Consider the following 26048-nt stretch of genomic DNA (forward strand, 5'->3'; position numbering starts at 1 on the left):
AGCGAATAGCGAATAGCGAATAGCGAATAGCGAATAGCGAATAGCGAATAGCGAATAGCGAATTATAATATTAACAAATAATAGAATAAGAAATTTCAGACATAAAAAAACCGCATTTAAGCGGATTATTTATTTCATCTCTTAGATGATGGTCGGAGCAGTAGGATTCGAACCTACGACCCCCTGGTCCCAAACCAGGTGCACTACCAGGCTGTGCTATGCTCCGAAATTGGGGTGAATGATGGGGCTCGAACCCACGACAACCGGAATCACAATCCGGGGCTCTACCAACTGAGCTACATCCACCGTAGTGTTTTGGTTCTATTCATCAGACACCATAAAATGGCGCGCCTGACAGGATTCGAACCTGTGACCATCCGCTTAGAAGGCGGATGCTCTATCCAACTGAGCTACAAGCGCTTGATCGATGATAAAACATCATGCGATACCGCCTTGAGGAATTGGTCGGAGCAGTAGGATTCGAACCTACGACCCCCTGGTCCCAAACCAGGTGCACTACCAGGCTGTGCTATGCTCCGATTCATCTCAGCTTTCGCTGTATCGCACATCGTGCGGTACGGTGTGCATTCTAGGCGTGAGTCTTGTTTTGGTCAATACCTTAATTCAAAAAAATATACATTTATTCATTCAAAAGCTTATTTATTCAGCATTTTTATTATTTTTGTGCTTTTTTTAGGCATTTCTTTCTAATTTTCAAGCATATATCTCCAATAAAAAAGCCTCATTCTAAGATGAGGCTCATTTTAAAATCTTGGATTAGTCATTTAAGAACGGTAATCGGCATTAATTTTCACATAATCATAAGACAAGTCACAGGTATAAACCGTGTCTTTCGCTGACCCACGCCCCAAATCCACTCGAATGGTCATTTCAGATTGCTGCATGACACGTGCGCCTTCAGCTTCTGTATAGTCAGCGGCTGCGCCACCATCTTTACACAATTGAACCTCATCCAACCAGACTTGAACTTTTTCAACATCTAAATCTTGAATCTTGGCATAACCAATCGCACACAAAATACGACCCCAGTTTGGATCTGATGCAAAAATTGCAGTTTTAACCAACGGTGAATGTGCAATGCTATAAGCAACCTCACAGCATTCATCGGTATTGTTTCCACCCTCAACTGTTACCGTAATGAATTTGGTTGCCCCTTCACCATCACGTATGATTAATTGAGCAAGGCGCTTCATGACTCGGATCAGGACTTCCGCAACAACCGTATATCGAGAATCATCTACAGATTGAATTTCTTCACCACCTGCCTGACCTGTTGCAACAAAAATACAGGAGTCATTGGTTGAGGTATCGCCATCAATCGTAATACGGTTGAATGATTGATCAGCTGCATCTTTCAACAGTTTTTGTACGAGATCTCGTGCAATTGGCGCATCAGTCGCAACAAAGGACAGCATGGTTGCCATATTTGGGCGAATCATACCTGCACCTTTACTAATACCTGTCATGGTATAAGTCACACCATCTAATTCAAATTGTTCAGATGCACCTTTTGGCGTGGTATCTGTTGTCATGATCCCTTTTGCTGCATCTGTCCAAGCATCTGCCTGCAAACTGTCAAATGCAGGTTGTAATCCAGCAACAATACGCTCCACAGGAAGTTGTTCACCAATTACACCTGTTGAAAAAGGTAAAATTTCTTGTGTAGCAACGCCTGCAACTACAGCTAAGCTTTCACAAATTTTTTGGGCATTTTGTAAACCCAATGAACCTGTACCTGCATTGGCATTGCCTGTATTAATTACCAAATAACGTGCATTACTTTCTGCTAAATGAGCTTTAGAAATGCGCACAGGCGCAGCACAAAAGGCATTTTGCGTAAAAACACCTGCAACATTTGCCCCTTCAGAAAATTCAAAGATCACCAGATCTCGTCGGTTTGGATAACGTACATGCGCTTCTGTAGAGCCAATTTTTACACCTTTTACCACATGCATAAGTGGCATAGTAACGTCACCAACAGCCATTTTAATGATCCATTTTTAGAAGTGAAAATAAAGTTCTAGCTTATTAGATATACACCAAAAAATCGAGCCTCTGATCTTAAATCCAATAAAAAACCAGCAAGGTAGCTGGTTTTCTATTTCAACAATTAAATCAACTTCTTTTGCCTACGCTGTCTTTCCTTTTTTAGCATAAGGAAAATAGGACTTTGAAAGATATTTAATGTGTTGCCTGATTCATGCTTAATAAAGATTGTTCCGCTTTTTGCTGACTCTCAACAGACAATGCAGGGTTAGTCGCAAGAATTCGTTTTACAGTCACATTATTTGCAGGTGCGATCGCAGCCGTTTGAATCACAATTGCACGACCTTGTGTATCACCTAGTGCATAACGTATGCCCGTACGAGGGCTAATAATCATAGTGTTATTTCCTTGCACTACAGTTTGTGCAGTTGTTGCACCTTTTGCAGCCAGAACATTGCCAACAGTTGTGGTAAATGGCTGAGCCTCTGCTGCCCATGTGATTGCAGGAGCAACACAGATACTAAGCAAGATCGCCTGTTTGATTTTTTTCATGTAAGCACCAACACTTTAAATTTTACAAAGTGAATTTTGGTTAAAAGTGTACTGGAATTTCATGACCGAGCCTATGACCTGCCAATAAAAAAGCAGAACATCTTGTTCTGCTTTTGTAAAATAGGTCTAAGCTTTAAATTTTACCATGACATTGCTTATATTTTAAGCCTGAGCCACATGGACAAGGTGCATTACGGCTCGCTGGTGGTGCAATCTGATTTTTATTCAGATTTAACCCAGAGGAATTCGTAATTGCATCATCACTTTCATCCATCATGAGCGTTGCGCCTGTTAAACCATCAACATTGTCATGTTCAAAAGACAAACGCATTGCATCCGCCTGTTGTTGTTGACGTGCTTCAAGTTCAGCCAATTCTTCTGGCGTTGGTACATGTACCAATGACAAGTCTGTCACCACATCAGATTTAATCGCACCCAACATGCTTACAAACAGGTTAAAAGCTTCTTTTTTGTATTCTTGCTCAGGATTTTTCTGTGCATAACCACGTAAATGAATCCCTTGACGCAAATAATCCATTGCAGCCAAATGATCTTTCCAGTGGCGATCAAGTGCATTCAATACAAAGTGACGCTCAAGTGTTGACGCCGAATCTGCACCCATTTGCTCACGACGCGCACGGTAACGCGCAACCACTTCATCACTAATGCGTTCAACCAAACCTTCTTCATCTAAACGACGATCTTCATCTAGCCATTGTTGAATCGGTAATTCAATACCTAAATCGGTACTGAGTGCTTTCTCTAGACCTTCGATATCCCATTGATCATGAATGGACTCAGGTGGAATAAAGTTAGCAATCAAGGCCTTCATCACATCGTGGTTCATTTCCTCGATATAATCTTGCAAGGTCGTTTCAGCCAATACCGCATCACGTTGAGAATAAATAATCTTACGCTGTTCGTTATTAACATCATCGTATTTCAATAAGTTTTTACGGATGTCAAAGTTACGTGCTTCAACTTTGCGTTGGGCATTTTCAATTGAACGACTCACCATTTTGTGTTCAATGGCTTCGTCTTCTTTCAAACCCATCGCGCGCATCATGCCAACCACACGATCACCCGCAAAGATACGCATCAAATCATCTTCTAAAGACAAATAGAAACGTGAAACACCAGGGTCACCCTGACGTCCTGCACGACCACGTAATTGGTTATCAATACGGCGTGATTCATGACGTTCAGAACCAATGATATGTAAACCACCAGCATTTAACACAGTTTCATGGTCACGTTGCCATTCAGCTTTTAAACGCGCTTCATCTTCAGCCGTTGAGTTTTCAATTTTAGCGAGTTTAGCTTTCCAGTTACCACCAAGCAAAATGTCTGTACCACGACCTGCCATGTTGGTTGCAATGGTCACAGAATCTGGACTACCTGCTTGGGCAATAATGTCGGCTTCACGCTCATGTTGTTTGGCATTCAGAACTTCGTGTCTGATACCCGCAGCAGTCAGTTTTTGTGACAGAATTTCACTGGCTTCAATCGTTGCAGTACCCACCAAAATTGGCGCACGAGTTTCTTGAATACGCTTAATTTCTGCAACAATCGCGCTGTATTTCCCATCACGATTTAGATAAATCAGGTCATTATGATCTTGGCGAACCATTGGGCGATGCGTTGGAATCAAAACCACGTCCAAACCATAAATTTCTTTCATTTCTGACGCTTCGGTATCCGCAGTACCTGTCATGCCTGAAAGCTTTTTATATAAACGGAAATAGTTTTGGAATGTTGTGGTTGCCAATGTTTGGTTTTCTGGTTGAATTTCCAAGCCTTCTTTGGCTTCGACCGCTTGATGTAGACCTTCAGACCAACGTCGACCTGGCATGGTACGACCTGTATGTTCGTCCACAATCACCACTTCACCATCATGAATAATGTAGTGAACGTCACGTTGATACAGAAAATGCGCTCGAATTGCCGCAGATACATGATGAACCAAGTTTAAGTTCGTTGCTGAATATAGACTCTCGCCTTCTTGCAACAAACCCATCTGAATCAATTCACTTTCCACAGCTTCATAACCGACTTCGGTCATTTCCACTGAGCGTTGTTTTTCATCAATCCAAAAGTGACCACCATCAGCCACTTTTTCTTCTTTTTGTGGATGAAGTTTAGGAGCAATATGATTAATTGCAGCATAAAGCTGTGAAGAGTCTTCACTTTGCCCTGAAATAATCAGTGGTGTGCGCGCTTCATCGATCAGGATTGAGTCAACCTCATCGATAATGGCATATACTAAACCACGCTGTTTTTTCTCTGCGAGTGAAAACACCATGTTGTCACGCAGATAGTCAAAACCAAATTCGTTGTTTGTACCATAAGTAATATCGGCTTTATAGGCTAAGGCTTTTTCGTCTGGCGCTTGCATTGAGTAAATCGTGCCAACGGTTAAACCCAAAAACTCAAACAAAGGTCGGTTTAACTCAGCATCACGCTGTGCCAAGTAGTCATTTACCGTAATGACATGCACACCCTGAGCAGTTAACGCATTGAGATAGCACGCCAACGTTGCCATCAAGGTCTTACCTTCACCTGTACGCATTTCGGCAATTTTGCCTTCATGCAAAGTGATACCACCAATTAGCTGCACATCATAGTGACGCATACCCATGATACGTTTACCCGCCTCACGGCAGACTGCAAACGCTTCAGGCAATAAATCGTCTAAACTTACCCCAGTTTGATAACGATCTTTAAATTCTTGAGTTTTTGCAGATAAGTCTGCATCGCTAAGAGCGGCTATCGTCGGTTCGAGCGCATTAATTTTCTCGACAATTTTACGCATGCGTTTCAGTTCGCGCTCATTTTTTGTACCGAAGATACCTCCGATCAGACCTGCCAACATGGATAAACTCTCTAAATTTTGCTAGTCAAAAATGAAAAATGAATTTCTAGTTAGACGTTATTATGGAGTTAGATTTTTGAAGTACAAGTTTTTTACGTAAAAAGCAGCATTTTTTTCAATATTTCAGTCACAAATCAACCGATCCTGATCACCTATTTTGATCATTCAAAACCATGCTTTATTCATTTTATTCATATCAACATCATAAAGCTGTATTTTCTCTGCAAAAGAATTGGTTCATAGTGAATTTATCAACACAATAAAATACTTTTGAGGATTCACATGAGTTTACGTCTTGGCGATACAGCCCCAAACTTCCAACAACAATCAAGTGAAGGCGAAATTGATTTTTATCAATTTCTTGGTCAGCATTGGGGTATTCTATTTTCACACCCTGCGGATTACACGCCTGTATGTACCACCGAACTGGGCTATACTGCCAAATTACATGATGAATTTAGCAAACGTGATGTCAAAGCCATTGCGTTATCGGTCGATGATGTCGAATCTCATCAAGGCTGGATTCAAGATATTAATCAAACTCAAGACACCACAGTGAATTTCCCAATCTTGGCAGACCAAGATCGTAAAGTTTCTGAGCTATATGGTTTTTTACATCCGAATGCGAGTGAAACCACAACTGTACGGTCTTTGGTAATTATTGACCCCAACAAGAAAGTCCGTTTAATTATTACCTACCCTGCATCAACAGGACGGAATTTCAACGAAATTTTACGGGTGATTGACTCTCTACAACTGACCGATCACTACAAAGTTGCAACCCCTGCCAACTGGCAACAAGGAGATGATGTGGTGATTGTACCCAGCCTAAAAGATGAAAATGAAATCAAACAGCGCTTTCCTAAAGGCTATAGCGCTGTAACACCTTATTTGCGCTTAACTCCACAACCAAACTTAGACTAAAATCAGATTTCTCTCCAAGCCTATTCTTGAATAGGCTTTTTTTACAGAATCACTGCTGTATATATAAAAAATTATGCTTAATTTAAGGGCTATTTTTCTGCTTTATTGATTTTTATGCGTATTTCTTCTTATGCATTTGCAGCAGCACTGCTTGGCTCAAGTCTAATTTTACAAGGCTGCATAGAAAGCTCCGTCTTAGCGGATGCCCAACGCCCCGATCATTGGGGACTTGCGATTGCCAAAAAGCACAATTTTTATCAAGTGAATTCTTGGCTTTACCGTAGTGAACAACCCTCTGACTTACTGCTTCCCTATTTACAGCAACAAAAAATCGATATCGTGATTAATCTGCGGACTCGAAATGAAGACCTTACATTACTCAAGCATCAAAATATTCAACTGATTCATATTCCAATCAATACATGGGATATTCAACGACAACAGATTGTCAAAGTCATGCAAATTTTACAAAAGGCTCAAGCAGCACATCAACGGGTTTTAATCCATTGCTATCATGGCTCAGATCGTACAGGTACCATGATAGCAATGTCGCGTATTTTACTTGAGGGCTGGACAACACAAGAGGCTTTACAAGAAATGAAACATGGTGGCTATGGCTTCCACCCCATTTGGATCAATATTGATCGATTATTCTACCCCCAAAATATCGAATGGATGCGTCAACAATTAACGCATCCACATCAAGCATCTTAGCGTTGATCGAGTGGAACCCAATCAATAACCCAAGCAGACTTCATTCCCAAGCTTGCATCACCTTGGATTTTACGACGAGCAGTATCTGCACCATCACGATCTTTAGAAGGCCCGACCATAATCCGAATCCCTTTTGAGGTTGGACTAGTGACCACTTTATAACCTTTGGCACGAAGTTTAGAAACCGTTGCATCGGCATTGGCTTGGTTCGCTGCCAAAGAAACTTGTACCATCCACTTTTTCTTACCTTCTAGTAGATCACGTGCTTTATCCGCATCAGCTTGTTTTTTGCTTGTCGATTTTTTAGCATCTGCATCAGCTTGTTTTTTTGCCTTTGCATCTGCCTCAGCTTTTTTCTTCGCTTCTACAACTGCTTTATGTTTCGCTTCTGCATCTGCTTTGCGTTTTTCTTCAGCTTCAGCCTTACGTTTCTCTTCCGCATCTGCTTTTTTCTGTGCCTCTAATTCGGCTTTCTTTTTGGCAGCAGCTTCATGACGAGCATCTTCATCTGCCTGTTTTTTTGCCTCTGCATCGGCTTGTTTTTTCGCCTCCAAATCAGCCTGACGTTTCGCTTCTGCATCTGCTTTTTTCTTGGCATCTAGAGTTGCTTTATGTTTGGCTGCCTCATCATCGGCGTGTTTCTTTTTTACATCAGAATCTGCCTGATGCTGTTGATCCACAATTTTACCATCAGGCTTGACTTCAGGTGGAATGTTATCCGAGCTGTCTTGACCTGTACGGCGCTTATTGATTTCAGCATATTCTTCAGCAGCTTTACGAGCAGCGTCGGCTTCTGCTTGTTGTTGTTGTTGCAAATACTGTTGTGTTCTTGCTTCTTGTTCAGCAACTGCACGTTCGCGTGCCCGCTTTTGCTCTTCAAGCAAACGCTTCTCGGTTTCAACATCAACCGTTAAGGGTTGCAAAGCCTGCATATCGCCTGATTTCTGCGTATTTTTTTGTTGTGCTGTCGCTGTTTGAGTTAAGGGAGCGGCTTGTTTATGCTGTAATTCTTGTGTGCCTTTCATCAGCAATGCTGCAAGCAGCACGCCGCCACCCAATAAAACAACGCCTCCCATCCAACGTTGTTTGCTATTCATTGACATTATTCAATGTACTCCCAAACCGCTTCTAAGGTATGAAACGAACCACAAACCAAAATCAGTTGTTGATCTTGTAAATGATCGAGAGCTGTTTGAAAGGCTTCTTTCACATTTGAAAATTGTTGTGTCGTTGTATTGTTTAAAGCCTGCTGAATTTTTTCAAGTTTTGCCGCACGTGGCACAGTTAACTCAGCAATATGCCAAGTCGATACCACAGGATTCAGCAATTCAACCACTGAATCTATATCTTTGTCAGCCAACATTGAAAAAACTGCAACAACTTCAGAATACTGTTTATTGTATTGCATAAAATTCTGCAATTGCTTTAACAAAAATTCAACACCATGCGGGTTATGCCCTGCATCAAAAATCACGGTTTTGTTCTGGATTTGACGAACTTCAAAACGCCCTGCAATTTTTGCTGTTTGAATTCCCTGACGAATTGCCTGATCAGAGACAGTTAAACCACTCACGAGCACAGCAGCAACTGCGGTTGAAATGTTATCGAGTGCCAAATGCCCTTTAGGTAGCAGCAAAGTGGATGCAGGTGTGGCAAATAGCCAAGTATCTTCCGACTGCTCTTGATAAAAATAATCACGATTCAACACATACAGTTGAGCATTACATGCTTGAGCTTTGTCTTGAATGGCTTGTGGAAGTTGTTGCTGACCTGCAAAAATCACAGGAATGTTAGGGCGAATAATACCAGCCTTTTCAAAAGCAATTTTTTCAATGGTATCACCTAGCCAATCCACATGATCCAAACCAATATTGGTGATCACGGCAACATCTGGCTCAATAACATTGACAACATCAAGTCGCCCACCGAGTCCAATTTCAAGCACCCAGACATCACATTGTTTTTGTTGAAAAATAAGAAAAGCAGCTAAGGTGGTTGCTTCAAAAAATGAAAGACTTAAACCACATTCACGGCGTGCTTGATCGACTTGAACAAAAGCATCAACCAGTTCTTGATCACTGGCTTCCAAGCCTGAAATTTTGACACGTTCATTAAAACGGTAAATATGCGGAGATTGGTAAAGTGCAACTTTATAGCCCGCGTGTTGAAGAATCGCGGCAATTGTTGTTGTGGTTGAACCTTTCCCATTAGTACCCGCAACCGTAATCACTTTGGCTGAGGTGGTTGTCACATTTAATTTTTGAGCAACAGGAATGACGCGCTCTAAGCCCAAATCAATTCCTGTTACATGCACATGACCCCAATAGTTGAGCCATGTGAAAAGACTATCCGTAGCTTGTGGTGCTATTGTGTTCAATTTAGATGTTCATCAGTTTACTTACGATTCTGTATACAGTATCACGTAATGAATGACGATGAACAATTTGATCGACCACACCATGATCAAGCAAATATTCAGCACGTTGGAATGGTTCATCGAGTTTTTCACGAACAGTTTGTTCGATTACACGTTTACCTGCAAAACCAATCATTGCCTTAGGTTCAGCGATATGAACATCACCCAACATGGCTAAAGACGCAGTTACACCACCATAAACAGGGTGAGTCAACACCACGATATATGGCAAGCCTGCTGCTTTCACTTTTTCAATCGCTGCTGAAGTACGTGCCATTTGCATCAAAGACAACATGCCTTCTTGCATACGTGCACCACCAGAGGCAGCAAAGCAGATGAACGGTTGTTTTTTCGCAATCGCACTTTCAGCCGCTTGTACAAAACGGTCACCAACCACTGTACCCATTGAACCGCCCATAAAGTCGAATTCAAATGCACATGCTGTCATTGCCACGCCTTTTAACGTGCCTTGCAATACAACCAATGCTTCAGATTCGCCAGTTTTCTTTTGCGCTTCTTGCATACGTGCAGGATATGGTTTGCTGTCCACAAAATTCAGTGGATCTTTCGCACTAAATTCTTGACCAAGTTCTTTATCAACTTGATCAAAGAACCATGTTAAACGTTCACGTGCTTTCATACGTAAATGTTCATCACACTGTGGACAAACATAGGCATTAAAGCTCATTGCGGTGACTGTTGTCAGTGAATGACACTCTGGGCATTCAACTGTTGGTTCATTAAAACTTGCTTTGAAAGTTTCTTTTGCATCTGGTACATGGATTCCAGGAACTGGGCGATCAGTCCAAGGTGTCGATGGGTTCAGAACTTTACTTGGTTTAACTTCTTGATTCATACTCACTCATCGAGCGCAGCTCGAAGCTCCTTGACTTTATTAACCGTTTGTTCTGCGGCTTGTTCCGGTGGCAACGTTGCAAAAGGCTTGACGAGAGCACTTCCGACAATGACAGCATCGGCAACTGCAGCCATGGCTTTTGCAGATTGCGCATCGCTAATACCAAAACCCACACCAACAGGAATGCTGGTTTGAGATTTAATTTTCTCGATACGTTGCGCTGCTTCAGACGTATCTAAGGTTGCTGCGCCTGTTACACCTTTCAGTGACACATAATAGATAAAACCACTGGCTTGTTTTATGACATGTTGAATACGTTCATCAGTCGATGTTGGGGCTAACAGGAAAATCTGATTCATGTCGTACTGGCGTAACACCTGATTGAACTGATCCGATTCTTCTGGTGGCAAGTCCACCAACAAAATACCGTCGACACCACTTTGATGTGCTGTTTCAACAAAATTCTCATAACCAATGACTTCTACTGGGTTTAAATAACCCATCAAAACCACTGGCGTTTCCTGATCTTTTTGACGAAATTCTTTGACCATAGCCAAAGCATCTAAGGTATTTGTCCCACCCGCAAGCGCTCGCTCTGCAGCAAGCGCGATCACAGGGCCATCTGCCATTGGATCGGAAAAAGGCAAGCCCAATTCGATCACATCGACACCTGCATCAACCATGCGATGCAATAATGGTACTGTCACCTCTGGATGAGGGTCGCCCGCCATAACATAAGAAACCAAAGCTTTTTGTTGTTTAGATTGAAGCTGTTCAAAACGTGTGGCTAGACGAGACATAAGGTTTACTTTCCTTGCATGAAAAAATAGTGTGTGCTGTGTTTACATGACACCGCATTGTAACGCTATTTTTTAGACATTGCACAGCGCCAAAAGCTGCCTGATTTGATTCAACATTTATGAAACAATCCGCAAGCTACATTAATCAATATTTGATAGCTTTTCTCAATGATCAAAGCTTCCTAATTTTTAGGCATCTTTTGAATTGTTTTTTTGGCTCATCTTGGAATTTTTAATTAAAAAAATCATAAAAATCATAAAAATAAACAAACGACCAAGCTTTACCCACATGGCAAAATGTTTGTTCAAGTCTAATTTTTACCCACTGATCATACGTTCTGCATTGTACTTTTTCGTAGCCCATCACCCAAAAATAAAAAAAGCGAGCTAAATTTAGCTCGCCTTTTGATTAAAACTTAGGATTTACAGATCAACCAACGGAATACCATCAACACGGGCAACCGTCAGTAAATCTTTATCACCACGACCTGAAACCGTGGCAATAATGATCTGATCTTTCGACATGGTTGGTGCGAGCTTAGTGACATAAGCCATTGCATGTGAGCTTTCTAATGCAGGAATAATCCCTTCGATTTTGGTCAAATCACGGAAGCCTTGTAGTGCTTCTTCGTCATTGATTGGCACGTACTGAACACGTTTCATATCTTTCAAGAAGCTATGCTCTGGCCCCACACCTGGGTAATCCAGACCTGCTGAAATACTGTGCGTTTCAATAATCTGACCTTGAGCATCGCTCATCAGGTAAGTACGGTTACCATGGAGCACACCAACATGTCCTGCATTTAAAGGTGCTGAGTGTTTACCTGTTTCAATGCCATAGCCCGCAGCTTCGACACCATACATTTTTACATCAGCATCATTTAGGAATGGATAGAATAGACCCATCGCATTTGAGCCACCGCCCACACAGGCAACCAGTGCATCGGGTAAACGACCTGCTTGCTCTAAAATTTGTTGACGTGCTTCACGACCAATGATCGATTGGAAATCACGAACCAATTGCGGATATGGGTGTGGGCCTGCCACTGTACCAATCACATAGTAAGTGGTATCGACATTACTCACCCAGTCACGCATTGCTTCATTCATGGCATCTTTCAGCGTTTTTGAGCCACTTTCGACTGGCACAACTGTTGCGCCAAGTAAACGCATACGGTACACATTCATTGCCTGACGTTTAACGTCTTCAGCGCCCATGTAAACCACACATTCAAGACCTAAACGTGCCGCAATGGTTGCCGTTGCCACGCCGTGCTGACCTGCACCTGTTTCCGCAATAATACGTTTCTTACCCGACAGTTTCGCCAGCAATGCCTGACCAATGGTATTGTTGACTTTGTGAGAGCCAGTATGGTTCAGGTCTTCACGTTTTAAGTAGATTTGCGCACCACCTAAATGTTTAGACCATCGTTCAGCATGATAAAGTGGACTTGGGCGGCCGACATAGTAAGCCAAATCACGGTCAAATTCTGCCAAAAACTGTGCATCATTTTTCATTCTGTTATACAGATTTTCTAAATCTTGTAATGCAGCCATCAATGTTTCTGACACGAATCGTCCGCCATGAATGCCAAAGTGTCCTTTAGCATCTGGATATTGTGTATAGTCAATCACTTCGTTTTGCTGATCCACAATGGACTCCTTGCATAAATTTTTTGATTAATCGTTGATCTTTAATTCCTTTTTGGGCTTCTACACCGCCACTGACATCCACCGCAAACGGTTCGGTCAGTTCAATTGCCTCAGCAATATTGTCAGGATTTAAGCCTCCCGCCAAAATCAGCGGAATATCAAGTTTCGGGAATTGCGACCAATCAAATTGTAAACCTGTCCCACCCTTTAAATCAGGATGCCAAGCATCGAGTAAGATAGCACTTGCGCCCGCGTGTTGGTAGCGTTGAATTTCGTTTATTAGGTCTAAATCAGGTTTGACCTGTATGGCTTTATACCAGCGGCGTTTGGTGATTTGTGCTATTTCCTGACACAGCTCAGGGCTTTCATCGCCATGCAACTGTAAGACATCTAAAGGAACCTGCTGCAAAACGTGCTGGATTTCTTCTGCGCTGGCATTGACAAACAAACCAACCACTTGCACATAAGGTGGAATCTGTAGCACTAATTTCTGGGCTTGCTCTATAGTCACTGAACGTGGGCTAGGTGGATAAAAGACCAAACCAATCGCATCAGCCCCTTCTTGCACGACGCTGTGTACATCTTCAATACGGGTAATTCCGCAAATTTTTGTTCGGGTTCGCATAAAATCAATCTAATTTGTATTAAAAAGCATGCTGTTGATTAAAACGGAAAAACCATAAAGAAATCTAGGAGAATTTGCAGTTTTCAACGCAATCTCTGTCTACAGATTGTTTCACTAATGTAAAGACCGTATAATTTGGTCTAATTTATCAACAAGTTTTGCATTTTGCTTTAGGGAAGTTGGTGAGAACCCAACACTGCCCCCGCAGCGGTAACAATGAAACGCATATATTTTAAGTGGTGCTTAGCCATTTAACGTCACTGTTTTCAGATGGGAAGACGAATATGCTGGTTATGTGTGTAACTATATTGGAAGTCCGAAGACCTGCTTGTTGTTTACTTCAATGAATCATTCACGGGGAGTGAATGTATGGAGCAAAAAGCCATGTCTATTTTTAAGCCCACTGCTTTGGTCGGTGCGATTGCACTTATCACAGGTTTTTCAGTTACAACACATGCCGCAGATCAGCAAGCAACCAATGACGAGCAAAATGCAACTTCTCTAGATACCATTGTTGTCACAGCATCTCGTACGCCAGAAAAAGTTAAAAATGTGCCTGCACGTATTAATGTCATTGATCAAAAAACGATTGAGCAGTCACCTCTCGCCGACCTACCCATGCTTTTAGAAAGAGAGGCAGGACTTTCAATTAAACAAACTGGTGGTTATGGACAACCCGCATCTGTGTACCTTCGTGGTACAGGTGCATCACATACCCTTTTCTTACAAGATGGGATGCGCTCAAATATTGCTACTGTTGCAGATACAAATATTCATTTATTTGATTTATCTGACATTAAACAAATTGAAATTTTAAAAGGCCCTGCGTCGGTACAATATGGTACAGATGCAATTGGTGGCGTTATTCAACTGATTTCAAAAATACCAACTCAAAATACAGTATTCACGACTACTGAAATGGGTGAACACAACACTTATAAATCGGTTTTAGGTGCAGATATTGCTCAAGATGGTTTTTACGCTCAAATTCGTGGTCAACGCTTTGAAACGGATGGTGACAAAATTATTAGCAATGAAGACCGTAAAGCTGGTTTCGATCAAAAAGGTTATTCTGCAAAAGTTGGTGTAGAAAAGGAAACCTATGGCATCTCTGCTGAAATTAAAGAAAATAAAGGGACGGGAGATTATTTTTCTTATGGCGCACCTAATGCCTATGACTTCCTTAACCGCTTATATAATATTCAAGGGCACTTCAATTTAACTGATGATTTAACTTGGAGCACACGTTTATCTCAATTTAATGATGAATATAACGTCGTTAAAAGTGCTTATCCATCTATTCTAAATACAGAACAGCAAGAAATTGACTCCAATCTCAAGTGGCAGTTAACACCGAATCAAAATATTTTATTCGGCGTAGAATACAATAAAACCAAAGCAGAAAAAGTTGCAGCTTACGTTGGCGATGAAGGCTTCGATTCAGACAATGAAACCATCGGCTACTATGCACAACATCAATTTAACAATGATATATTTTCAACACAAGCTGGTGTCCGTGTTGAAGATAATCAACAGTTTGGAACACATACTGTCGGACAAGTTGCGATCAGATACTTCGCAACGCCAAATACCAGTATTTATACAAACGTAGGAACAGCATTTAAAGCACCTGTTGTGGGGCAACTCATTACTGCACCTTCATGGTGGGGCGGTAATCCTAACCTAAAACCTGAAGAAAGTGTTTCATATGAGCTTGGTTTTGACCATGCTTTTGCTTATGGTCTTCACGTCTACGGTTCTGTATATCAAACCAAAGTGGATAACCTGATGGTTTCCGATTCTTCTACAAACTTTACATATTACAATATCAATAAAGCAACCTTAACAGGTTCAGAACTTGGTTTAAAATGGAAACAAGGTGATCTTTTTGCCAATGCAGAATATGCCTATGTCCAATCTACGAATGAAGCAACAAATAAAGATGCTCCAAATCATCCACGCCAAAACCTATCATTGTCTGCTGGCTGGGATAATGGTATCTATGGCTTTACAACATCTTTAGTTGCTCGAGGTTCTGCACGAGATACTCATAATATTCCAGGTTATGCAACTATAGACATGAATGCTTATTGGCAAATCAACTCGCATTTAAAAGTATTTAGTAATATCAAAAATATTGGTGATACCACCTATAAAACAGCATGGAACAATGAGGTACAATCATACTATATCGCAAGTGGTCGCTTAGCATCCATTGGGGTAACTTTACGCTACTAATATTCATGTTCAAAAAAGTATTTTATCAGCGCATTTTCATGGATAATGTTTGAAAAAACATTATCCTTTTTTATGATCAAAAGGAATGAATTATGGGTCATCGTTTAAGCAAAATTGCAACGCGTACAGGTGATGATGGGACGACAGGTCTTGGCGATGGGACACGCGTCGAGAAAGATGATCTACGGATTCAAGCTTTAGGTGATGTTGATGAACTCAATAGTATTCTTGGCGTACTGCGCGCCCAAATCGTGAATAGTGGGATCGATGCCGATGAAAAGCAGCGTTGGGACAAAAGTTTAAGTTTGATCCAACACTGGTTATTTGACTTGGGTGGTGAAGTGTGTATTCCCAACTTTAACCTTTTACAAGAATCAGCACTCATTTTCTTGGAAAGCGATATCGATGCCATGAATAAATACCTTCCGATGTTGAAAGAATTTATTCTACCTGCAGGTTCATTATCATGCAGTTATGCACATCAAGCACGTTCTGTCTGCCGCCGTGCTGAACGTAGCTTAATCAGCCTGCAAAAACGCGATCAAAATATTCAGAAAACAGCTTTATTACTGTTGAACCGCTTGTCTGACTGGTTATTTGTCGCTTCTCGTAGCCTACAATTGGCTGAACATGGCAAAGAAATTTACTGGCAAAAACAAAAGTAAGTACTTTTAAGCGTAAAATAATTTCATCCTCAACTTCATGTGAAAAATGGATGCAAATTATTGGTCACCGTGGTGCACGTGGCGAAGCACCTGAAAATACGCTAGGTGGTTTTTATTACTTACAACAATTGGGCATTCGGGCTGTTGAGTTCGATGTCCGCCAACTTACAGATGGTACGTTGTTTGTCATGCACGATGATAATTTTCTCCGTACCGCAGGTAAACTCAGCGCGGTTTATTCATGTACTTCCTCCGATTTAAAACATTATGACCATCGTGCACAATGGAAGAATTGGACGTCCACAGAGAGTACGCCTTTACTCTCTGAAGTTTTAACAATATTGCGTGATTTTCAACATATTGAAGTCGAAGTTAAAACTGTCAAAGATACTGCGACAGCTGAACGTTTAATCGACACCTTACAGCAGCAGTTACAAGGTTTTGAACAATCTGCAACCATTACCAGTTTTGATGAAAAAATTTTAATTGCGCTTCAAAAACAAAATAGTCATTTTCAGCGAGGTTTATTAATTGAAGACAACATTAAAAGCCAAGCTATTGAAAAAGCAATAAAATATAATTGTAGCCGCATAGGGTGGAAAGATACATTGGCAACGCCTGACATGATTGAGTTGTCCAAATTGGCAGGGCTTGCTGTCAGCGTCTGGACAGTCAATGACGTTGAAAGGGCAAAAATGCTACAAGATCAAGGCATTGATGGCTTAATCACAGATTTTCCGAAAACAATGCAACAGCAGCTACACGTTTTAGGGTAATATTTAGACAAAACGCATTGGTCGAAAGTTTCGCTTTAGCTTTTAAAATACAAGTGTATAATATTGTTAAAGCATCGATAAAGATGCCTATAAACAGCCATCAGTATTGCGTTTGAAGGTCGACCCTATTTTTCTTTGAGGAGCGTCGCTGCATATGACTCCCCTGCCGCAAGCACCTATTAACTGGACAGCAACCATTACCTTGTTGGGGACTCCAATTGCTGCCCTAATTGCTATACCGCTTTATGCTTATTACCATGATTTTTCTGTCAGTGCGTGGGTAAGCTTATTTTTTCTACTCGCACTGAGTAGTTTAAGTATCACAGCGGGTTATCACCGCTTATGGGCACACCGTGCTTATGAAGCGTCTCTCCCACTCAAAATTATTCTGATGCTCGGTGGTACATTTGCTGTACAGAACAGTATTTTGTATTGGGCATCTGGACACCGTACGCATCATCGTCATGTTGATGATATCGATCAAGATCCATATTCAATTAAAAAAGGTTTCTGGTACGCCCATTTAGGTTGGATGATTCGTGATTATCCTGCGGCTACAGCGAACTATAAAAATGCGCCTGATTTACTCAATGACAAAGTCGTGATGTTCCAAGACAAATACTATGTGCCTTTAGTGATTGCGGTACATGTTGTGATTTTGGGGACAATTGGCTGGGCAGTTGGTGATATTTGGGGTGTAATTTTATTAGGTGGTTTGCTGCGTTTAATCTTGAGTCACCATGTCACATTCTTTATCAACTCACTGTGCCATATGTTCGGTAAACGTCCATATACCGATGAAAATACAGCACGTGATAACTTTTGGTTAGCGATTGCCACTTGGGGCGAAGGCTATCATAACTATCATCATATCTTCCAATACGACTACCGTAATGGAGTGAAATGGTGGCAGTACGACCCAACCAAATGGTTGATTTGGTCATGTTCAAAAGTTGGTTTAGCTAAAAATCTGCGCCGTATCCCAAGCTTTAATATTAAAAAAGCAGAATTGGCAATGAAGTTCAAATATGCAGAGCAAGACCTTGCGGTGTATGGTCTGGATATCAATGAAGATTTACGCACGATGAAACAGCACATCGCGCAAGAATATGAAGCCTTTACCCATACTTTAAACGATATGGCTAAGCTCAAAGAACTGGAGTTGCAGCACAAAAAAGCAGCAATGACCGAGAAAATCCATCAAATTGATCATAAACTGAAGGCAGATTTCCAACTGGTCGAGCAGCGTTTGCAGCACCATCGTGATCGTCTTGAGGTTTTGGTTAAACGTATGCGTAAAATTTCAACCTAATCTCAATCGTATTCAAAAAAGAGATGCTTGAGCATCTCTTTTTTTATAGCTATTTTTCTATAAATCCAAATTTTGCTATAGAGTAATACAGAATCTTTGTAAAACCTGCCGACTATGATCTTTAACACATTGTATCCTGCATTAAATGCCAAGCTGTTTCATCAGCAAATGCCAAAAACATTACAAGGCGCACGCGCAGGACATTTTAATGTTGCCCTCGCCAATGAATTGCAGTGGACAGCCGAAGAACAACAAAACTGGGTGGAGATTTGTAGTGGACAAAAGACCTTTGCCGAGTTTACCCCACTGGCAATGGTGTATGCAGGGCATCAGTTTGGTCAATGGGCTGGACAATTGGGTGATGGTCGCGGCTTATTGATTGGGCAAGTGCTTGACCGTCAGGGTAAAACCATTGACTTGCATTTAAAAGGTGCAGGCAAAACGCCTTATTCACGTATGGGCGATGGGCGTGCTGTTTTGCGTTCAGTAATTCGTGAATACTTAGCAGGACATGCACTCAATTCACTGGGTATTGCTTCAAGCAATGCCATCGGCTTTACCACGTCCAACCATGCCGTACAACGTGAGCAACTTGAACAAGGTGCAATGCTGTTACGTACAGCAGACTGTCATATTCGTTTCGGGCATTTTGAATGGATTAATCAATATGCGCCTGAACTACTCAAAGAATTTACTGAAAAAGCCATCGAGTGGTATTTTCCTGAATGTTTAAATGCAGAGCAACCTATTTTGGCTTTTGTAGATCAGGTGATTGAACGGACTGCAAAAATGATTGCACAATGGCAACTGGTCGGCTTTGCACATGGTGTGATGAACACAGATAATCTCAATATTACAGGTTCAACCCTCGACTTTGGTCCTTATGGTTTTATGGAACGTTTCCGCCCCAATTGGATCAACAATCATTCGGATCATCAGGGTCGTTATACTTATCAAAATCAGCCAAGTATTGGACACTGGAATTTATGGGTTTGGATCAATAATCTTGTACCACTTGCCAAAACTGAAGATCGTGAACAATTTAAGCAAGAGTTAGTCAAAGCCTTAGAACAGTATGAACCGAAGTTTTTAGCGTTTTATCAGCAAGGTCTAGCCGCTAAAATGGGGCTACCTGACTTTCATAAAGATAGCTTTGACTGCGGTATGGCATTTCTAAAAATCATGCAAAGTGAACAGCTCGATTACACGCAAAGTTTCATTCGTCTGCAAGAACAGCAATATCGGGCTATTCAAGATGATTGCCTCAATATTCGACAGTTCGAGGATTTCCTCAAGCAGTATCATGCGATTCGTGAACATCAAGATACTGAACAGCTTGATGCTACTATGCGCTTAGCCAACCCACGTTATATTTTACGCAATCACATGGCACAAACCGCGATCGAAGCAGCACAACGCGATGACTTTAGCGAAGTTGAGCGTTTGTTTGAGCTTTTGGCACAACCATTTACCCACCAATCTGAGCGTGAACGCCCTGCCGATCTTGCACCACTACCCAGTGATGTGCCTGATGTAATGGTGAGTTGTTCATCATAAACATAAAACTTTTATTGGTTTGTGAGTCATTCAGGATTCACAAACCAATTTCACAGAATATAATACAAAACTATAAATACTATTTTTATAAATTAACTTATGATCTTTGAAAAAAAATTTTCCATTATTGCAACTTTCGTGATTATTTTAATTTCACTCCCTTTTGGGTACTCTAAATACCAAAAATATCAAGAAAGACAGGAATGGCTAGCATTTGTAAAAAAGTGGAATGAAAAAGAACGCTATTGTGGTTATCAGCCTTGGATCGATGTGGTTGGGCATCAAGATTATTATCTTGATCAAGCTCGATTAAAAATATTTTATAGAGCATTAGACAATGTGACTCCAATGAAAAAAGAAAATGGCAAGTTTACCCATAGTTTTTCTCCTTCTTGGCGAGCTTTGTATTTATCCAATTTAAAAACTAATGATTATAAACAATTCGTTCAGATGATCGAAAAGATGGATATTTATAAAACCCTAGAACAAAATTTTAGAATTGATGCGGGTGTAATCAATCATGGTGGAAAGATTCGTTATTTTATTTATGAGAAAGATGTTAATAGGGAAGATTTTATTAATTTTTTTCTAGAGAATCGGTATAAATATACACTTATACATGATAATGGTGAAACTTATTTAAATTTTATTCCTCTACAAAAAGAGATACTAACATTTGAAGAAAAACAAAATCGGGATGCTGATCCCTATAAACCTTATAAATATATCGCCCATTATTATAGTTTTCCATTTCATCGTTATTGTTGCAATATTCAGTCTACAACACGTTTTGCTGATTATGAAAAAACACCAAGATTATATACATCTAAGGATATTGTTCATATCGAAGACTATCCTAAAGTTGATATTAATATGTTGATTAAAACACGAGATATTGAATTAATCGGTCGGATTGGAAAGTTTAATACAAAAAAAGATATTGAAGGTGGAAAAAGTACACCGATTCAATCAGTTGGAAAAATTGGGTATTTTTATAGTTTACCGATTAGTTTATGTACCAAATATTAAAAGGGCTATTTCAATCGAATAGCCCTTTGTTCTCATTTTAATTAATCATTGGGATATTCAAAACGGTAACCAACCCCATACACCGCTTGCACCCATTCATGGCGACTGTCATCTTCAGCGACTTCAGAAATCTTACGGCGCAGGTTTTTAATATGACTGTCAATCACGCGGTCTGCCACATCAAAACTGTCAGGATTAATATGGTCGAGCAACTGAATGCGTGAATAAACTTGTCCAACATGTTCTAGAAATAGCTCTAGAAGACGAAACTCGGTTGGCGTTAAATTCAGGGCTTTTTGTTTATACCAAACCCGTTGTTGTGACTTGTCGATACGGAATAAATCATTTTCTTCTGGCTCTGATTTACGCTCTAATCGACGCAAGACTGCCTGTACACGAGCAACCAGTTCTTTCGGGCTAAATGGCTTACAAACATAATCATCTGCCCCCATGTTCAAGCCCAAGACCCGATCAATTTCTTCAGTACGTGCAGTCACCATAATAATCGGCAAGTCAGATTGTTCACGCACTTTACGGCAAATCGTTAAACCATCCATACGTGGCACCATCAAGTCCAAAATCATCAAGCTCGGTTTACGTTGTAAAAAGCTGTTATAGGCTTCTTGTCCATCGTGAAACATACTAACTTCATAGCCCGCAGCTTCTAAATAATCCCGAACAAGACCTGCTAATTCAACTTCATCTTCAACCAAAATAATATGTTTCATGTATTTATTTCCTAGAAATTTTTGGGAAAGTTAATTGGCAGCGCAAACCACCCAAAGGCGAATGATCAAAACTTAACTGACCACCTAAAGCTTTAGCAATTTTAACCGAAAGTGCCAGACCTAAACCTGTGCCTCCCGTGCTCCGTGTACGCGAATCATCGACACGATAAAAACGTTCACCCAAACGCTGTAACTGTTCATCAGATAAACCGAGCGGGCTATCATCGATCAACAGTGTCCATGCCTGTTCATTTTGTACGGTATGGATGCGAATCATTCCACCCATTTCTGTATAACGAATACTATTACCCAACAAATTCACAATAATTTGTTTAAAACGGTCGACATCTAGAGAAAGCAGTGTGCCACTTCCTTCAACCTCAACTTGCAACTGTGCTTGTTCAAGTTTAGGCGTAAAATTAATGACTTCCTGCACGACGGTCTGCCACGGATCGACTTCTGCAAAATAGCATGTCAATTGCTGCGCCTCAACCTGTGCTAAATCTGCCAAATCTTGCGTTAATTTTTTCAGACTACTGACCTGACTCATCATTGAAGCAAAATGTTCAGGGGTTGGTTTTCGAATCCCATCTTGCATTGCTTCAATTTGCGCCTGCAATACAGCAAGTGGCGTTTTCAACTCATGTGAAGTATCGGCGACCCATTGACGGCGTGACTGTTCATGTTGATCTAAAATTTCGGACAAATGATTCATCTGGTTAGATAAATCACCCAATTCATCATTACGCTTGACCTGCATTTTATATTGATAGTGCCCTTTGGTCAGCTCACGAGCCGTTCGTAGCAATTGATGAATCGGTTTCTTAAAGTATGTCGCGAGCAATAAAGCCAAAATGAGACTGGCAACCACAGTCACTGCATAAATCAAGAGCAATACTTTCTTTTGCGTACTAAAGAAATTTAGACTTAAAGCATCTTCCTGATCTAAAACAGGTTTTAAGCCCAGATAACCCACAATTTGATTATTGACTTTAATTGGACGAAATGACACTGCCCCTGTATTTTGCTCACCCACAATAAAATGCTTCTTAGCATCATATAAAGACAAGCGAGAACTTAGCCCCAATTTGTCAGGCATGGGAATAAAGCGCTTTTTACCTTCAGGGGGGGGAGTATCTTCAGGAGGTGGTGTATTGGCATCTTTGGGTGGACGTGGTTGCTGAATGGATTTGCGATTCCAAAAAATTGGACCACTATTGAGTGGAAAACTAAGCCCTTCAAAGGGTTGATATTCAGAAGGTAAATTTTCTTGTAGCAAACGAATTTCATCAACAGACAAACCTTCTTTTTTAATGGCTGTTTGTTGTTCTACGCCTGTGGGTACGTTGAGAATGGTATTTTCTTTAAAATAGCGCTGCTGAAAGGCAATGTCATACTGACGGCGTAACCAGACTCTTGATAAATGGTCATAATCATCAGGGCCGGGTTGACCTTCAATCTGTAAAATCTGTGCCTGAATCGCATTGCCCCAGTCATGGTAAATGCTGTAGACCCCAGCCAGATTTTCAATCAGATGATCAAGTTTCTGCATTTCAACATCTGCCACATATTTGGCAAAGTTTTCCTTCATCGTCCATTGGAACACGCCTAAACTCACTGTGGTAATAATCACCGTGGTCAGTAGCACTGTGAAAAACAGGCGCAAGGCAATCGGAATACGCAGCTTTTTCAACAACTCAACTCAATTAATATCCTGAATTTCTCCATTGTAACCAACATGTCCACAAAAAACTCTTCATTGTTCCTCCATGTTGGTTGATTAAAGTTAACACAGTTGCACTTTTACTCCTTCACATCATATAAGGACAATAATATGAATCTATTTGCAAAAGTTGCATTGGTCAGTGCCGTAATTTTGAGTATGGGGACATTAACTGCATGTCAATCGATGGGGAAACCACATGAACCCCCGATGCAAGCTGGCCCACAAGACCCTCATCACCGCCATCATGCTCCTCGCATGTCTGAACAAGACATGGCAAAACATAAAGCTGAATTTGAACAATTCAAACAGGCATGTAGCAATCAACCTGTAGGTGCCAAAGTTCAAGTTAAACTTGCAGATAAAACCATTGCAGGTACCTGTGAATTGCGTTTTAAACCAGATCAGGACAAAGACCGTCCATTACCACCACCGCCTCCAGCAGATGCACCTGCACCAGCAGCACCTGCAAGCAAGTAATTGCACAGATAGAAAGAAACGGCATACGCTCTGTATGCCGTTTTTTATTTTCAGGTTAAGGTTGGCTAAAGCTACATTTTAACTAAAAATAAAAATAATATTTTTCATAAACTTAGTATTATTAATAAAACTTTCTTTGACTTTAGAGTCACACAGAAACCACGATTTTACTCTTGTCGGATACTGCAACTTGTTGCACGATGTACTGCATACAAAGTGCTGGGAAAGGCACATTTTAAAGACATAAAACTGGGGTTTGCCAGTACAAGAGGACATCATCATGCCACATTACAAAGCGCCTTTACGTGATATGCAATTTGTCTTACATGAATTGCTCGATGCAGAGCAGCACTATGCCAAACTGCCTGCTTTTCAAGATACAGTCAGCCGTGAATTAATTGATCAATATTTAGAGGCTGCTGCAGATTTTTGTGAAAATGAGCTGTCTCCACTCAATCAAGTGGGCGACCGTGAAGGCTGTACATGGCATGACGGTGAAGTCACTACACCCACAGGTTTTAAAGAAGCCTATCAAAAATATATCGAACTCGGTTTCCCATCTCTATCTGCTGAAGAACAGTATGGCGGTCAAGGTTTACCGAACTCACTTGCCACTGTAATTTCAGAAATGGTCGGCAGTTCAAACTGGGCATGGGGCATGTACCCTGGCTTGTCACATGGTGCAGTACGTACCATTGAACATCACGGTTCAGACGAGCAAAAAGACACTTACTTACCTAAACTGGTTTCAGGTGAATGGACAGGCACCATGTGTTTGACCGAGTCCCATGCGGGTTCAGACCTTGGCATTATTCGTAGTAAAGCTGAACCCAATGCCGATGGCAGCTATGCCATTTCTGGAGAAAAAATCTTTATCTCCGCGGGTGAACACGATATGGCTGAAAATATCGTGCACATCGTACTGGCTCGTTTACCAAATGCTCCGAAAGGCACCAAAGGTATTTCACTGTTTATTGTGCCTAAATTCCATGTCAATGCAGATGGCTCTCTTGGTGAGCGTAACAAGGTTCGCTGCGGTTCTATCGAACATAAAATGGGGATTCATGGCAATGCTACCTGTGTCTTGAACTTTGATAAAGCCACAGGTTATTTAATTGGCCCTGAAAACCGTGGCTTAAACTGCATGTTTACCTTTATGAACACGGCACGTATCGGTACAGCCGTACAAGGTTTAGCGGCATCCGAATCTTCTTTCCAAGGCGCACTGGTCTATGCCAAAGAACGTTTGGCGATGCGTTCACTGTCTGGGGCAAAACAGCCTGAAAAAGAAGCTGACCCGATTATTGTGCATCCTGCTGTTCGTAACATGTTGCTCACTCAAAAAGCCTTTGCCGAAGGTGGTCGTGCGCTCGTTTACTTACTCTCCCAATATGCGGACTTGGTTGAACGTGCTGCAACACCAGAAGAACGCGAATATGCGGACAATATCTTGTCGTTACTTACGCCTATTGCCAAAGCATTTTTGACGGAAACGGGTTATGAAGCTGCCAACAAAGGCGTTCAGGTCTTTGGTGGACATGGCTTTATTGCTGAACATGGCATGGAACAGATTGTTCGTGATACCCGTATTGCCTGTTTGTATGAAGGAACCACTGAAATTCAGGCACTGGATTTGCTTGGCCGTAAAGTACTACAGACCAAAGGGGCTTTACTGCGTGATTTCACCAAAATCATTTATGACTTTACCCAAGAACAAGCCAACAATGCTGAATTACAAGCGTTGATCAGCGAACTTGCCAGCTTAAACAAGGAATGGGGACAACTCACCAACCGCATTGGTGAACGTGCTCGCGAAAATGCCGATGAAGTTGGTGCTGCCGCAGTCGACTATTTATATTTTGCAGGCTATGTGACGCTTGGCTATTTATGGGCGCGTATGGCAGTTGTTGCACAGCAAAAACTGGCTCACGGTTCAAGTGAAGTTGAATTCTATAAAGCTAAAATTACCACAGCACAATTCTACTTCAAGAAAGTACTGCCTCGTGTTCACGGACACATTGCCGTGATTGCAGGTGGCTTAGAACCACTGATGAATTTAGATGCTGAACATTTTGCGTTCTAATGCACAGAAAAAGGCTGCCTGACTGTGCAGCCTTTTTT

General features: G+C 41.2%; 21 protein-coding genes, 4 tRNA genes and 1 riboswitch. Of the genes, 10 read left to right on the plus strand and 15 right to left on the minus strand.

Annotated elements, in window-relative coordinates; all coding sequences use genetic code 11:
• Positions 1-149 precede the first annotated feature (149 nt).
• The 7 genes from LVY74_RS08350 to secA all read right to left on the minus strand — a co-directional run bounded on the left by LVY74_RS08350 (position 150) and on the right by secA (position 5431).
• Positions 150-226, minus strand: a tRNA-Pro gene (locus tag LVY74_RS08350).
• 4 nt (positions 227-230) lie between these two features.
• A tRNA-His gene (locus LVY74_RS08355) sits at positions 231-306 on the minus strand.
• Positions 307-343: 37 nt separating this feature from the next.
• Positions 344-420 (minus strand) — tRNA-Arg (locus LVY74_RS08360).
• Between the two features lie 42 nt (positions 421-462).
• Positions 463-539, minus strand: a tRNA-Pro gene (locus tag LVY74_RS08365).
• Positions 540-785: 246 nt separating this feature from the next.
• The gene (gene argJ / locus LVY74_RS08370; protein ID WP_237814701.1) at positions 786-2006 is read right to left on the minus strand and encodes a bifunctional glutamate N-acetyltransferase/amino-acid acetyltransferase ArgJ; all 1221 of its coding nucleotides are present in this window, start codon (positions 2004-2006) and stop codon (positions 786-788) included.
• Between the two features lie 196 nt (positions 2007-2202).
• Positions 2203-2559, minus strand: coding sequence for a hypothetical protein (locus LVY74_RS08375; protein ID WP_237814702.1), 357 nt, complete (start codon positions 2557-2559; stop codon positions 2203-2205).
• Positions 2560-2692: 133 nt separating this feature from the next.
• Positions 2693-5431 carry a preprotein translocase subunit SecA gene (gene secA / locus LVY74_RS08380; RefSeq protein WP_237814703.1) on the minus strand — a complete coding sequence of 913 codons (2739 nt, stop codon included), beginning with the start codon at positions 5429-5431 and terminating at the stop codon, positions 2693-2695.
• 282 nt (positions 5432-5713) lie between these two features.
• On the opposite strand from secA, the gene LVY74_RS08385 reads away from it, so the two are divergent.
• Entirely contained in the window at positions 5714-6355 is a 642-nt protein-coding gene (locus LVY74_RS08385; protein ID WP_151708602.1) for a peroxiredoxin, read from the plus strand.
• 114 nt (positions 6356-6469) lie between these two features.
• The gene (locus LVY74_RS08390) at positions 6470-7069 is read left to right on the plus strand and encodes a dual specificity protein phosphatase family protein (RefSeq protein WP_237814704.1); all 600 of its coding nucleotides are present in this window, start codon (positions 6470-6472) and stop codon (positions 7067-7069) included.
• On the opposite strand, the gene LVY74_RS08395 is transcribed toward LVY74_RS08390, so the two are convergent.
• The 6 genes from LVY74_RS08395 to LVY74_RS08420 form a co-directional block, all read right to left on the minus strand.
• Positions 7066-8172, minus strand: a complete 1107-nt coding sequence (locus LVY74_RS08395; protein WP_237814705.1) for an SPOR domain-containing protein — start codon at positions 8170-8172, stop codon at positions 7066-7068. The two genes, LVY74_RS08390 and LVY74_RS08395, sit on opposite strands and share 4 nt — an antisense overlap.
• The gene (folC, locus tag LVY74_RS08400; protein WP_237814706.1) at positions 8172-9446 is read right to left on the minus strand and encodes a bifunctional tetrahydrofolate synthase/dihydrofolate synthase; all 1275 of its coding nucleotides are present in this window, start codon (positions 9444-9446) and stop codon (positions 8172-8174) included. Before folC ends, LVY74_RS08395 begins: the two co-directional genes overlap by 1 nt.
• Position 9447: 1 nt before the next feature.
• The gene (accD, locus tag LVY74_RS08405; RefSeq protein ID WP_151708599.1) at positions 9448-10341 is read right to left on the minus strand and encodes an acetyl-CoA carboxylase, carboxyltransferase subunit beta; all 894 of its coding nucleotides are present in this window, start codon (positions 10339-10341) and stop codon (positions 9448-9450) included.
• A 2-nt stretch (positions 10342-10343) separates the two neighbouring features.
• Positions 10344-11141: a tryptophan synthase subunit alpha gene (gene trpA, locus LVY74_RS08410; RefSeq protein WP_237814707.1), complete on the minus strand. Its 798-nt coding sequence runs from the start codon at positions 11139-11141 to the stop codon at positions 10344-10346.
• A gap of 423 nt (positions 11142-11564) precedes the next feature.
• A complete protein-coding gene (gene trpB / locus LVY74_RS08415; protein WP_237814708.1) occupies positions 11565-12794 on the minus strand; it encodes a tryptophan synthase subunit beta in 1230 nt (409 codons plus the stop codon).
• Positions 12769-13419, minus strand: coding sequence for a phosphoribosylanthranilate isomerase (locus LVY74_RS08420; RefSeq protein ID WP_237814709.1), 651 nt, complete (start codon positions 13417-13419; stop codon positions 12769-12771). The genes trpB and LVY74_RS08420 overlap by 26 nt, the downstream gene beginning before the upstream one ends.
• Before the next feature lie 136 nt (positions 13420-13555).
• Positions 13556-13765, plus strand: a riboswitch (cobalamin riboswitch).
• 23 nt (positions 13766-13788) lie between these two features.
• Here LVY74_RS08420 and LVY74_RS08425 point away from each other — a divergent pair.
• From LVY74_RS08425 to LVY74_RS08450, 6 genes are all read left to right on the plus strand, one after another.
• Positions 13789-15657 carry a TonB-dependent receptor plug domain-containing protein gene (locus LVY74_RS08425; protein ID WP_442862784.1) on the plus strand — a complete coding sequence of 623 codons (1869 nt, stop codon included), beginning with the start codon at positions 13789-13791 and terminating at the stop codon, positions 15655-15657.
• A 92-nt stretch (positions 15658-15749) separates the two neighbouring features.
• On the plus strand, positions 15750-16322 hold the full coding sequence (locus LVY74_RS08430; RefSeq protein ID WP_151708594.1) for a cob(I)yrinic acid a,c-diamide adenosyltransferase: 573 nt from the start codon (positions 15750-15752) through the stop codon (positions 16320-16322).
• 50 nt (positions 16323-16372) lie between these two features.
• Positions 16373-17098 carry a glycerophosphodiester phosphodiesterase gene (locus LVY74_RS08435; RefSeq protein ID WP_237814711.1) on the plus strand — a complete coding sequence of 242 codons (726 nt, stop codon included), beginning with the start codon at positions 16373-16375 and terminating at the stop codon, positions 17096-17098.
• 154 nt (positions 17099-17252) lie between these two features.
• The gene (locus LVY74_RS08440; RefSeq protein WP_237814712.1) at positions 17253-18410 is read left to right on the plus strand and encodes an acyl-CoA desaturase; all 1158 of its coding nucleotides are present in this window, start codon (positions 17253-17255) and stop codon (positions 18408-18410) included.
• A gap of 114 nt (positions 18411-18524) precedes the next feature.
• Entirely contained in the window at positions 18525-19967 is a 1443-nt protein-coding gene (locus tag LVY74_RS08445; protein WP_237814713.1) for a protein adenylyltransferase SelO, read from the plus strand.
• Between the two features lie 138 nt (positions 19968-20105).
• Entirely contained in the window at positions 20106-20996 is an 891-nt protein-coding gene (locus LVY74_RS08450; RefSeq protein WP_237814714.1) for a hypothetical protein, read from the plus strand.
• Positions 20997-21037: 41 nt separating this feature from the next.
• Here the strand turns inward: LVY74_RS08450 and LVY74_RS08455 are convergent, their stop codons facing one another.
• Positions 21038-21724 (minus strand): response regulator, encoded by a 687-nt coding sequence (locus LVY74_RS08455; RefSeq protein ID WP_151778092.1) that lies wholly within the window; start codon positions 21722-21724, stop codon positions 21038-21040.
• A gap of 4 nt (positions 21725-21728) precedes the next feature.
• The gene (gene baeS, locus LVY74_RS08460; RefSeq protein WP_237814715.1) at positions 21729-23417 is read right to left on the minus strand and encodes a sensor histidine kinase efflux regulator BaeS; all 1689 of its coding nucleotides are present in this window, start codon (positions 23415-23417) and stop codon (positions 21729-21731) included.
• Positions 23418-23558: 141 nt separating this feature from the next.
• Between baeS and LVY74_RS08465 the strand changes: the two genes are divergently transcribed.
• On the plus strand, positions 23559-23927 hold the full coding sequence (locus tag LVY74_RS08465) for a hypothetical protein (protein WP_237814716.1): 369 nt from the start codon (positions 23559-23561) through the stop codon (positions 23925-23927).
• 280 nt (positions 23928-24207) lie between these two features.
• Entirely contained in the window at positions 24208-26010 is a 1803-nt protein-coding gene (locus LVY74_RS08470; protein WP_237814717.1) for an acyl-CoA dehydrogenase C-terminal domain-containing protein, read from the plus strand.
• The last annotated feature ends 38 nt before the right edge of the window (positions 26011-26048 follow it).

It is taken from the genome of Acinetobacter sp. ME22 (genome assembly GCF_022012315.1).
Lineage (GTDB): Bacteria > Pseudomonadota > Gammaproteobacteria > Pseudomonadales > Moraxellaceae > Acinetobacter > Acinetobacter brisouii_A.